The sequence below is a fragment of the Spirochaetota bacterium genome (assembly GCA_026415295.1).
Taxonomy (GTDB): Bacteria; Spirochaetota; JAAYUW01; order JAAYUW01; family JAOAHJ01; genus JAOAHJ01.
Window position 1 is genome coordinate 1 of sequence record JAOAHJ010000021.1, and the last position, 13,012, is coordinate 13,012.

The window sequence follows — 13,012 nt, forward strand, 5'->3', positions numbered from 1 at the left end:
CTACATAACAGGTTGGACAAAAGGAAATATTGATAATATTTCTAAAACTGGAATTCAAGATATATTCTTAGTTAAATATAATTCTTCAGGCATTAAGCAATGGACTAAATTAATGGGAGTTTTTGGGAGTGAATCTACAGGTAGATCTATAGCAATCAGCACCTCTGGAATTATTTCTTTAGGTGGTTTTACAAGTGGTAATCTTGATGGGCAACCCAAAACTGGCGATAATGATTTATTTATTACAAACAGACTTTCACCATAATAGTAGTTTATTTAACTTATTATCATAATTTTATATTTTTTTATTATTTCTATTCTATTTAACAATCTTTTTTGATATTTTATTTTATTATATAATCTTTGTTATTTATTTAATAATAATTTATTTTACATTAATATTTAATTTATCATAATTTTTATCTATATTTATTTTTATCAAAATATTTTTCAAACTATTTTTTATTGAATTTATTTTTTTTTTGATATATAATTATATAATAAATTAAAATATATTATAATTTTAATTAATATTAAAATATTAAAAGGAATTATTTATGAAAAAAATAGTATTTTTTTTGTTACTTTTCTTTTCTTTATTTTTAATAATAAATTGTCATCCACCTTCTCTCTACAATACTAATAACAACAATACTCCTCAATCTTCAATTACTAAATGAAAAAGACTACTAGGAGCAAATGGAGCTAATACAGAAGCACGTGGAATAGCAATAGACTCATCAAATAATATCTATGTTTGTGGATATACAACTGGTAATCTTGATAATCAAACTATAACTGGAACCAAAGATTTATTTGTTACAAACAAAGTTTCTCCATAATAGTTTATTTAACTTATTATCATAATTTTATATTTTATTTATATTTTTTTATTATTTCTATTAACAAAAATATAAAAGATAAGTGGGAAAAAATCCACTTATTTTTTTTAATTTGAATTGATTTAATTATTTACATCAATTCATTTTTTTTAATACTTTATAATAAATTTATTTACATTTTAATTTTTATATCTATAATTATTAATAGAGAAAAAATAAATTTCGGGAGCTTTTTTATGACTGAAAAGAAAAAGCTTAAAGGTGTAAACTATTTTGCTTATGGTATTGGCGATATTTATGGTGGTGGTTCATTTTTAATTATAAACACACTTTTTTTGTTTTTTTTAACTGATATTGCTAAATTACCTCCAGTTTTAGCTGGTCTTGTTATCTTTTTCGGAAAATTTTGGGATGCTGTAACAGATCCAATAATGGGTTATATATCTGATAATACAAGGACCAAATTTGGAAGAAGAAGAATCTATTTTATAACAGGAATAATACCTGTTTTTATCACTTTTATTTTAATCTGGCTTAAAGTTGACTTTAATAATAATATCATTAATTTTCTTTATTATGCTTTTGCTTATATGTTTTTTTCAACTGCTTTTACTCTTGTTATGATTCCTTACTCAGCTTTAAATGCAGATATGACTGGAGAATATAAAGAAAGAACTAAACTTACCGGTTTTAGAATGTTTTTTTCTCAATTTTCATCTTTAATATGTGGAACTTTGCCAAAAATAATAATAAACAAAACAGGTGGTGGAGCTTCTGGCTTTTTAACAATGGCCATAATTTTTGGTATATTCTTTTCTGTTCCTTGGTTATTCGTTTTTTTAGGAACTTTTGAAGATGAAAATAGATATAAAGATCAAGAAACTCAAAAAGTATCTGAATTTTTTAAAGGTATACTTTCAGTTTTCAAGAACAAATCTTTCAGAATTCATATAGGAATGTACATTGCAGCATATGTTGCTATGGATTTTATAATGGCTTTATTCATATATTACTTACAAAAATATTTAAATAAACCATCTCTTTATGTCCCATGTATGGGAACAATATTGATAACACAAATTCTTTTTTTACCACTTTATGTATTTATAAGCAATAAATTTGGAAAAGGTGTAGCATTTAGAATTGGATTACCGTTGTGGGCATTAGGACTTATTATTTCATTCTTCTTAACACCTACATCTACAAATTTTATTGTTTTAATTGTTTGTTTTATAATTGGTGCTGGCTTATCAGCAGGAGTTTTTGTTCCTTATGCTATTTTACCTTCTGTTGTCGAAATCGATACTCTTATTACAACAAAAAATAGAGCAGGTTTATACTCAGGAGCTATGACTCTAATAAGAAAAACAGTTCAAGCTATTGCTTTAGCTTTAATAGGATTATATTTGCAACTTATTAAATATGATGCAAATGCAAAAACTCTTTCAAATGAAACTTTAAATGGAATTAAAGCTGGTTTTTTTCTATTTCCATTTATTCTTTTGTTTATTGGATTCTTAATAGGATTAAAGTTTAAAGTTACACCAAAAACTTTTGAAGTAATAAAAAATGAAATAGAAAGATTAAAAAAAGGAGATAAAAAAGAAAATACATCTGAAGAAAACAAAAAAATTTGTGAAACATTAACAGGTTTTTCTTTTGAAAAACTTTTTAATAAAGAAAACCTTAACATATAAAAAATTTAGTTTTTTTAATTTGAATTTATTTTATTTTTTATTTAATTTCTTTAAGTAATTTAATTTATTTATTTTCTTTTTTATTTTCTTTTACTTTATTTTAATTTTTTAATTTTATTTTATTTTAATTTTAATTTACTTTTTATATATAATTTTTTAATTAAGTAAGGATCAAATATGAATAAAAAATCAAAAATAGGTGTAGTTTGTGGATTAAGAAAAACTTTTGATTATAACACAGCTTCTCAAATATTTGAAGAAAAAAAAAGATATTTAAGGAGTATAAATTTAGTAGATTGGGTTATATATGAAAAACCAGTTTTTGAAGTTGAAGATTTATCTGATGTAGTTAACTATTTTATAAGTAGTAATATCGATGCTTTTATATTTATATCTGGGACTTTTCATCTTGGTCATCTTCCTTTATTTATTTATAAACATTTAAATAAGCCAGTATACTTCTGGGGATGGGATGAACTACCTTATGATGGAGGAAAAATAAGGCTAAATTCTGTTTGTGGAGTAAATTTAAATTGCTCAAATTTTTATAAAAGTGGAATTGACAACTTTCATTACTCAATAGGAGATGAGATAGATATTAACTGGCTTAAAGCAATTAATATAATACATGGACTTAATAACTCAAAAGTTGGAATTGCAGGCTATAGAGCTCATGGATTCTTTAATGTTGATGTAGATGATACTTCTATTTATAAAAATTTTGGAATTTTAATAGACCATTTTGAACTTTCAGAGATATTTAATTACAATTTTGATAAAGAAGATTTTGACTATTTTAATCAAAAAGTAAAAAAAATTTTCAATACAAAAGCTTTATCAGAAGAACAGATTAATAAAGTTGTAATTCTTTCTGCAAAATTAAAAAAATTTTTTGTTGATAATAATCTATCATCTTTAGCTATAAGATGTTGGCCTGAATTTGCTGCTTCTTTTAGTATTTCTCCTTGTGCCTCAATGTCAATACTTCAGTCAGAAGGAATAATTTTAACATGTGAAGGGGATTTAGATGGATCTATCTCAATGATTGCTCAGAAATACGCAGGATCTGATTATCCTTACCTTGCTGACTTTTCACAAATCAATTTAAAAGAAAATTTTGGACTTTTATGGCATTGTGGAGTTGCCCCATGTAATTTATGGGATGGAAAATGTGATATTACATTAGATACTTATTTTGCTGGAGGAAAAGGAGTTACTGCTGGATTTGTAATGAAAGAAGGAGAAATATCACTTTTAAGACTTGATTCTGTAAATGGAGATTATAGAGTATTTTTGTCTGAAGGGAAAATCATACCTATGGATAAAGCTTTGACTGGTACTTATGGTAAAGTTGTTTTCAAAACCCATATTAAAAATGTTCTTGATAAAATTATTTCAAATGGTATAGCTCATCATATTTCTGTTTCTTATGGTAACTATAATGATGCATTTAGAATATTTGCTAAAATAAAAAAATTAAAAATAATAGAAGGTATTTAATTTAGTTTTATTTTATTTTTTTTATTAATTTATAGCTTAATTTATAAATTTAAATCTTTAATTAAAATAATCTATAAAGAACTAATTTTACCAGGAGAACTTTATGTTTTACAATGAAGATAAAAATTCAATTAAAATCTATCTTAAAGATAAAATAATTTTTCATTTCAAAAAAGGCAAAGTAAATATTGAACTTTTTTGTTCAAAACTAAGTATTACTTCATCAAGAGGGTCCTTCTTTTTTAAAGAAAAATTATATGAATCTATTAAATTAAAAAATTATGAAATATTAGATAAAAATGAAAGATTAATAAAAATTAACTTTGAAAATAAAATAGAAATATTTTTTGAAAAAATAAAAGAAAATTATTTAAATCAAAATGATTCAATTGTAAAAATATACTTTAATGTAATTGATAAAAAATATAATGGAATAAATATTTTATTAAATGCTTATAAAGATGAAAAAATATTTGGGGTTGGTGAACAATTTTCATTTTTGAACTTAAAAGGTAAAAAGGTCCCAATATTTTGTCAAGAGCAAGGAATAGGAAGAGGAAAAAATCTTTTTACATTTCTTGTAAATCTATTATATAAAGCTGGAGGTAATTATTTCACAACTTATTATGCTGAACCTTCATTCATTTCTAATAAATCATACTTTTTAATAGCAAATTCTTACGACTACTCAATTTTTAATTTTAAAAAAAACCTTACCATTATGAAATTCTATACAATACCAGATTGGATAATTATAGGAGCTTCAAATTCTCTTATATCATGTTTAAAATTAAAAACTTCACTTGTTGGTAAACAGGAAAAAATACCTGATTGGGTTTTTAATGGTGCTATTTTAGGAATTCAAGGAGGAAAAGAAATTGTTCTGAAAAAATTGGAAAAAGCAAAAAAACACAATATAAAAATAAGTGCTGTTTGGTGCCAAGATTGGGAAGGTAAAAGAATTACAAGCTTTGGTAAACAACTTTTCTGGGATTGGATTTATGATAATAACTTATATCCTAATCTACCTGAATTTATTAAACTTTTAAATAAAGAAGGAATAAAATTCTTAGGTTATATTAATCCTTTTTTATGCACAGATGGAAAATTATACCAAATTGCAAAACAAAAAAATTTACTTCTTAAAAACGAAAAAGGGGAACCTTATCATGTCAAGATAACTACTTTCCCAGCAGCAATTCTTGACTTAACAAACCCAGAGACAATAGAATGGATAAAATCAATAATTAAAGAAAATATGCTAGATATTGGGCTTTCAGGTTGGATGGCTGATTTTGGAGAACATACCCCTATTGACTGTATGCTAAAAGATAAATATTTTATCAATAATTTTAGGAAGTACCTATTTAATGATTTTTATAAAAACCTTATAGATACTAATTTTAAAATAAATGATAGCAATATAAGTAATGATAAAGATACTTATGAACAAAATATTGCTTATGAAAATAACTATTTAAGAGATTTTCATAATATCTACCCTGTTATATGGGCTAAAATAAATATAGATGCTATTAAAGAATCAAAAAAAGAAAACGAAATCTTTATTTTTTCAAGAAGTGGATTTTTGGGTACTTCAAAAATATCTATGTGTTTATGGGGGGGAGATCAACTTGTAGACTGGTCAAAAGATGATGGTTTACCATCTGTTATTATTTCTTACCTTTCTTCCTCTTTTTCTTCAATTGCTGCAAATCATTCAGATATAGGTGGTTATACAACTGTTGCTTGGAAAAAAAGAGATAAGGAGCTATTTTTGAGATGGACGGAATTAGGTGCTTTTTCTATTATAATGAGAACTCATGAGGGAAATAGACCTGATGTAAATGTACAATTTGACTATGATGAAGAAACATTAAAACATTTTTCAAAATTCTCACATATTTATAGCAGATTAAAAGAATATTATATTCATGTATATAATGAATATTATAAAGAAAATTTACCATTTTACAGACATCTATCTATATATTATCCCGAAGATAAAAACATTTATAAATATGATTATTGCTACCTTATAGGAAAAGATCTTCTTATTTATCCTATCATTAAAAAAGGAAGGAGAAAAATAAAAGTTTATATACCTGAAAATAATTTTATTCATCTTTTTACTGGTGTTGAATATAAAAAAGGTTTTCATGTTATTAACTCCCCAATTGGTATACCTGCTGTATTTTATAGGAAGGATTCAACTTTTTCTAATCTTTTTTCTGAAATAAAAAATTTATTTTAACAATATGAGAAAATTGCACTATCCAAAATTTCTAATTAAGATTTTAAGATTAACTTTCGGGTTTTTTCTCAAAAAATATTACAATATAAATTTTATTGATAAAGAAAATGTTAAAAAGTTTAATAGACCTTTTATTTTACTTGCAAACCATTGTGGATTTTGGGATCCTTTTTTTATCTGTATTTATCTAGAACAAGAAATCCATTTTGTTACATCAGACAATATTTTTAGAAATCCTATTTTCAATTTTTTTATGAATCTTTTTGGTTCAATCCCAAAATCAAAATTTATTCCAGATATTGAAACCATAAAACTCATTTTTAAAGTCATAAAAGAAAATAAATCTGTTGGTATATTTCCTGAAACAAATAGAACATGGGATGGTTCTACTTTTAAGATAAATCCAAATATAGGAAAACTTGTAAAAAAACTCGGTATTGATTTAATAGGTGCAAAAATTAAAGGAGGTTATCTTTCTTTACCAAGATGGGCTCAAAAAAAAAGGTATGGTAAAGTTATCATTGAATATGATTTTATAGTAAAATCTTCCGATTTGCAAAATCTTAATGAAGAAAAAATAAACCAGTTAGTTGAGGAATGGTTCAAATACAATGAGGATGATTTTATTTTTAAAAATAATTTTAAATACAAAGGGAAAAATTTAGCTCAATATATTGAAAGGGTTCTTTTTATATGTCCAAACTGTAACTCTTTTGTGTCTATATTTTCTTCAAAAAACCATTTTTTTTGTAAAAATTGTGGAGTAAAATTTGTTTATAATGAAACAGGAATAATTGATCTATTCAAAGAAAATAATTCAATAGATTATTATAAAAAAAAATTTGATAAAAATGACAATAACAAGGAATTAAAAAATTTTAAAATTACAGACTTTAACACTGTTAATAAATGGAACAAATGGCAGATTAATTATCTTTACTCATATTTAAAAAATAAACTTCTAAATATTTTAGATAATTTTAACTTAGAAAATTTCAAATCCATAAACAATTTTTTATTTATAGAAAAAGAGTTAGCCTTTGTTGAAAGAGGTTATAGATTAAAAAAAGCAAAATTTTTAACAAAAGGTTTTTTAAATATAAGTTTTTTTAATTTTACAATAAAAGATCTTGAAAATAAAACTTCTAACTTTCCATTATTTGAACTTGAAGGAATAAATGTTCAAGACAAAGAAATTCTTGAATTTTATCATGAAAATAATCTTTATAGGATTTTTTTCAAAAATAAAAGAATTTCAGTATATAAATGGTTATTGTACTTTTTATTAATAAAAAAAATTATAATGGAAAATATAGAAATATTAGATCTTATTTTTAAAAAATTAACAAATACTAATCCGCTTTATCAAAATTTAAGTAACATAGAATTAAATAATAATATGATTATAATAAAAGAAACAATTGAAAAAATTTTAAACTATAAAATAAAAAATAAAATAACTAAATTAAATATAGAAAATATATTTAACTTTTAAATATAGAGGATTGAATTATGCTTAGTATGACAGGGTATATTTATAAAACTTTTAACCATAATAGTTTAAACATAACTTTTGAAATTAAATGTTTAAATCATAGATTCCTAGAATATAATTTTAATTTTCCTTCAAATTTTTCAAAATTTGAAATAAATCTTATAAAAATTTTAAAAGAAAATTTCAGTAGAGGAACATTTTATATAAATATCTATCTTGATAAATTTATAGGAGATTATCAAATAATAATAAATGAACAGCTTGCTTATAGCTTAACTAAATCTTTTAAAAGTTTAATAAAAAAACTTAAAATATCTAAAAGAATCTATATCTCAAATATTCTTCCCTTTGAAGGAATTATTAAAATTATCCCTCAAAATTTTCCACAAGAACTTGAAAATTTTATATTTAGTTCATTTGAGAATTGTCTTAAAGAGCTTAAAGAAAACATGAAAAATGAAGGTGAATTCCTAAAAAAAGAAATAAACAATTACATAAAGAGTATATATGAAAATTTAAATATTATAAAACAAAGAAGTTTAGAAGAGAACAGTTTAATATTAAACAAATTAAAAGAAAAAATTAAAAAATTAATAGATGAACAAAAGATTGACGAAGATAGGATACTTCAGGAAGCTGGTATTCAACAGAATAAAATAGATATAACAGAAGAAATAACAAGATTAGACTCACATTTAATATACTTAAAAGATTTGATAAACTCCGAAAAGTATGATATAGGTAAAAAAATTGATTTTATATGTCAAGAAATACTTAGAGAAGCTAATACTATATGTTCTAAATCAATAACAACCGAAATAATTTACAATGCTATAGAAATAAAAAATCAAATAGAAAAGATTAGAGAACAAACACGAAACATATCTTAAAAATATAAACCGTAGTTTTGAGTCATATTTTATATTTTAAGCAGCTAAAGCTTGCTTCAACTTTTTTATTCTTGTAGGATGTTTTAATTTTCTCAAAGCCTTTTTTTCTATCTGTCTTATTCTCTCTTTTGTTAAATTAAATTTATTTCCTATCTCCTGCAATGAGAGAGGTTCACCTCCATAAAGACCAAATCTATACATAATTACTTCTCTTTCTCTTTCTGTAAGTGTATTTAATATATTATTAATAGTTTCTTTTACATGAAGATTTTCTGATTCTTCTTCAGGAGATATAGAATTATCAGGAATAAATTCATAAAAAAGTGAAGAGTCTGAATTATCTGAAATCTTTTCTTCAAGAGAAATAAACTCTTTGGAAAAAGTTAAAATTGTTTCCAAACTATCTTTAGAGATAGATAGATCTTCTGAAATTTTATCAATATTTGGATTAATGCCTAAATCTTCATTTTTATTTAAATATCTTTCAATATGAATAAGTTCATTTGTTTTATTTAATGGAAGTCTAACCATTCTTGTCTTTTCAGAAATAGCTTTTAAAATAGCTTGTCTTATCCACCAAACAGCATAAGAAATAAAATGATAACCTCTATCTGGGTCAAATTTCTCAATAGCATTAAGTAGACCAACATTTCCTTCTGCTATTAAATCCATCATAGAAAGACCTTTATTTTGATATTTTTTTGCTATAGAAACAACAAATCTCAAATTTGAATTTATAAGTTTTTCCTTTGCTTTTAAATCACCTTCTTTTGCTAATCTAGCAAGCCTTTCTTCTTCATCCCTTTCTAACAATGGATATCTATTTACATCTTTATAGTAGCTCTTAAAAAGATAATCTTTATTATCAACTTTATCACTATTTAATTTAATTTTCTTATTTAAAGGAAAATTTACATCTGCTTTCTTTATTTTTTCTAGAACTCCTTTATCTTTCATCCTTTTAACTTCTGCTACTATCATTCTTCCCCCTACAAAATAAAATACAAAAATAGCATTTTATTATTTGCAATTAATATGCCAACTAATTTTTCTTTGTATTAAAGTAATTACAATAAATTTGAGTTTTAATAAAATGTATAATTTTTTTATATGTATATATATTACACATATAGAAATCTATTTTTTTATTTATTAAAAATTTAATTTTTGTATATTTAGTTATGGAAATAAATTATATTAATATAGATCAGGTAGAAAAAACCTACAAAAATTTTTTAATTAATGAATTTTTAACAAAAAACAAAAATTTCTTTGATAATGTTGAAATAAACTTGCTTGCAAATTCTTTTGATGAGCTTTGTATAAAACCTCTTTTTTTTGCTATTAAAATTAAAAATTCTTATTTTCCTTTTTTTTATAATTTTGATCTTTTTTTAAAATTATTTTCAAAAGAAAATTACAAGAATAAATATTTTTATAGTATTACTTTAGAATATGACTCTGAAGAAATTTTTGATGAAAAATTGAAAGAATTTTTTAAAAAAATATTTTTTATTACTTTTAGAGAAAATTTTAGTTTTTTTTTATATGTCATATTTATTTTATTTTCAACATTTGAATCATTTAAAAATTATATAATTTTCTATAAAAGTACACTCTTATTTGAATATAAAACTCAAATTGATAATATTTTATATAACCTATCAAATATTAAAAATAATAATCTATTAATAGATTATCTCTTTAATGAGCTTAGTTGTAAAAATAACGATAACTTTGATAATAAAAATAATCATATTGATTTATTAAAAAAATCTTATAAAGATCTTTTAGATACTATTTTGTATTTAAAAGAGAACTTAATCTATTTTGTAAATTTAAAAATTAAAGAAAAAGAGTTAAAAAAGCTTTTTTTAATATTAAAGGATAAACTCATATTTAACAACCTTAAACTCATTTTTGAAATTTCCAAAAATTTATGTCTTAATAAAAACTATTTTATGTCCCTAATAAATTTCACTTATGAAATATTAAATCAATATAGAAACAATAAAGATTACAAAACTGTTTTACTTGAAATATTAAATAAAGTTGATAAATTTAAAAATTTATCTAATAAATTATCAAATAATTTTGAAATTATAGAATTTATAAAATTATATTATGAAATAATTTTATATGAAAAAAAACCATTAAATCAAAAACAGAAGGAATTTTTTGATTTTTTAAATTTAATTAAAAACCCATTTTATAAAAAAAATGAAGTTGAACTTAGGGAATATTTAAATTCTATAAGCTTAAAAAAGATTCAATTTAACTTTTCCCCATATTTTGAGGAAAAAGAGTTTGAAATAAAATACAAATTTAAAAAAGTGGAAGATATTATTAAATTCAGTAAAGAAGTAGAAAAATTAATAAAAAATTTTAAAAATATCTGGGAGAAAATATAAATAAATGTATACGAAAGAAACAATAGATTTAATAATACCAGATACTGTTATTATTAACAAAAATCTATTAGAAAATTATGAAGAAAGACTAAATAGTATTAATAATAAGATAAACAATTTAAATCAAAAATTTAATATAAATAAGAAAATTAAAATTGTTTACTTAAAAGAGAAAGAAATTCAAGAATTTTATAAAAATTCAACCTATGAAAATACAAAAGAAAATATTTTAATTTTAACTAAGAATAAAGGTAAAAGTATCAAAAAATGCCCCGGTACTAAAAATTATTTATGTTGCAACTATTTTATAATTAATCTTTATGTAAATTGCCCTCTAAAATGTAAATATTGTTTTTTGCAATTTTATATAAAAAATCCTATAAATACAATATATATCAATATTGAAGATATTTTTAATCAGTATAATGAAACAATTAAAAGAATTAAAATAAAAAGAATTGGTACAGGTGAACTTTCAGATTCTCTCATTTTTGATCCAATAACTGAATATTCTATTGATTTTGTTAACTTTTTTAAATCACATAAAGAGACTCTTTTTGAATTTAAAACTAAAACTATTTTTACAGATAATTTATATAAAATAGAACCATCAAAAAACATTGTAGTTGGTTTTTCATTAAATAGTGAATCAGTAAAAGAAGAAAATGAACCATTAACTAATACTATTTATGATAGAATTCTCGAAGCTTCAAAGCTTTCTAAATATGGATATAGTGTATCTTTTCATTTTGATCCTATATTTTATTATGAAAATTACAAAGAAGATTATAAAAAGATTCTTAATTTGATTAAGGAAAATTTAGATGAAAAAACAATCGTGTGGATATCACTTGGAACTTTCAGGTATCATCCAGAAATGAAAGATATATTAAGAATAAACTATCCTGATGAAAAAATAACTTTTAATGAATCTATAAGTGGTTTTGATAATAAAATAAGGTATTTCTATTATATTAGAAAAGAAATTTACTCTTTCTTTTATGATTTTTTCAAAAATAATTTAAAAGTTCCTATTTATCTTTGTATGGAATCAAAAAAATTATGGAATGAAATTTTTAGAAATAAACCTAAAGATATTGACAACTTAAAAAATATTTTTAATATAGAGAAGTAAAGATATTCTAAAGTATTTAATTTAAAAGGACTTCATAAAATGGCAAGAGATCCATATGAAATTCTTGGTGTACCCAAAACTGCTACTATTGATGAGATAAAAGCTAAATATAAAGAACTTGTTAAAAAATATCACCCCGATAAACATAAAGATAATCCTTTATCTGATCTTGCAGAGGAAAAGTTTAAAGAGATTCAAGAAGCTTATGAAACAATAATAAAAGGTAAAACTTCTTCATCTTATGACTACTCATCAAGCTATAATTCTTCAAGTTCATATTATAACAATAATACATATAGCAATTCAAGTTATGAGAGTAACTCATCATATTCTAATAGTTATTCTAGTTATTCTAGTTATTCTAATTACTCTATATATCAGGAAGTTAGACAATTAATTAATAGTGGGAAATATATACAAGCAGAAGCTATTCTAGATGGTAACCCATCAAATGATGCAGAATGGTATTTTTTAAAAGCTGTAATACTTGCTTTTAGAGGACTCTATTACAATGCTGACACATATATATTAGAAGCTCTTAAAAAAGATCCTAATAATCCAGAGTATAATGACTTTAGAGACAAACTACTAAAAGCTGCTAAATCTGACCCTTTTGCTTTTGATCATACATATTCAAGAAGCTATAGATCAAGAGAGATGGCAGATGATATGTGCTGCAACTGTCTTAGTTTACTATGCTGTTTGCAGTTTTGTTGTGGAAGCTCATAATTAAAACTAAAAAATCAAAATTAATAATTGAAAATAAATTAAAATAAATAATATATTAA

At 22.5% G+C, this 13,012-nt stretch carries 11 protein-coding genes and 1 pseudogene; 11 read left to right on the plus strand and 1 reads right to left on the minus strand.

The features are described from left to right. From N3A58_04755 to N3A58_04790, 8 genes and pseudogenes are all read left to right on the plus strand, one after another. Positions 1-265 (plus strand): hypothetical protein (locus N3A58_04755; GenBank protein ID MCX8058702.1); only part of this gene is annotated, 265 nt, incomplete at its 5' end. Between the two features lie 292 nt (positions 266-557). Further along, on the plus strand, positions 558-680 hold the full coding sequence (locus N3A58_04760; GenBank protein ID MCX8058703.1) for a hypothetical protein: 123 nt from the start codon (positions 558-560) through the stop codon (positions 678-680). 15 nt (positions 681-695) lie between these two features. Then, a pseudogene (locus N3A58_04765) lies at positions 696-842 on the plus strand (SBBP repeat-containing protein). 236 nt (positions 843-1,078) lie between these two features. After that, positions 1,079-2,539 (plus strand): MFS transporter, encoded by a 1,461-nt coding sequence (locus tag N3A58_04770; GenBank protein ID MCX8058704.1) that lies wholly within the window; start codon positions 1,079-1,081, stop codon positions 2,537-2,539. A gap of 177 nt (positions 2,540-2,716) precedes the next feature. Then, complete coding sequence (locus N3A58_04775; GenBank protein ID MCX8058705.1) at positions 2,717-4,039, plus strand: fucose isomerase; 1,323 nt, start codon at positions 2,717-2,719, stop codon at positions 4,037-4,039. Between the two features lie 103 nt (positions 4,040-4,142). Beyond that, positions 4,143-6,293, plus strand: a complete 2,151-nt coding sequence (locus tag N3A58_04780) for an alpha-glucosidase (GenBank protein MCX8058706.1) — start codon at positions 4,143-4,145, stop codon at positions 6,291-6,293. A 4-nt stretch (positions 6,294-6,297) separates the two neighbouring features. After that, positions 6,298-7,788, plus strand: a complete 1,491-nt coding sequence (locus N3A58_04785; protein ID MCX8058707.1) for a 1-acyl-sn-glycerol-3-phosphate acyltransferase — start codon at positions 6,298-6,300, stop codon at positions 7,786-7,788. 17 nt (positions 7,789-7,805) lie between these two features. Further along, positions 7,806-8,678 (plus strand): YicC family protein, encoded by an 873-nt coding sequence (locus N3A58_04790; protein MCX8058708.1) that lies wholly within the window; start codon positions 7,806-7,808, stop codon positions 8,676-8,678. 36 nt (positions 8,679-8,714) lie between these two features. On the opposite strand, the gene N3A58_04795 is transcribed toward N3A58_04790, so the two are convergent. After that, positions 8,715-9,659 (minus strand): RNA polymerase sigma factor RpoD/SigA, encoded by a 945-nt coding sequence (locus N3A58_04795; protein MCX8058709.1) that lies wholly within the window; start codon positions 9,657-9,659, stop codon positions 8,715-8,717. Between the two features lie 200 nt (positions 9,660-9,859). Between N3A58_04795 and N3A58_04800 the strand changes: the two genes are divergently transcribed. Genes N3A58_04800 through N3A58_04810 form a run of 3 tightly spaced genes read left to right on the plus strand, consistent with a single transcriptional unit; the run spans position 9,860 to position 12,953 of the window. Further along, positions 9,860-11,089: a hypothetical protein gene (locus tag N3A58_04800; protein ID MCX8058710.1), complete on the plus strand. Its 1,230-nt coding sequence runs from the start codon at positions 9,860-9,862 to the stop codon at positions 11,087-11,089. A 4-nt stretch (positions 11,090-11,093) separates the two neighbouring features. Beyond that, entirely contained in the window at positions 11,094-12,224 is a 1,131-nt protein-coding gene (locus N3A58_04805) for a DNA photolyase (GenBank protein ID MCX8058711.1), read from the plus strand. Between the two features lie 39 nt (positions 12,225-12,263). Continuing rightward, entirely contained in the window at positions 12,264-12,953 is a 690-nt protein-coding gene (locus N3A58_04810) for a DnaJ domain-containing protein (GenBank protein ID MCX8058712.1), read from the plus strand. Positions 12,954-13,012 lie beyond the last annotated feature (59 nt).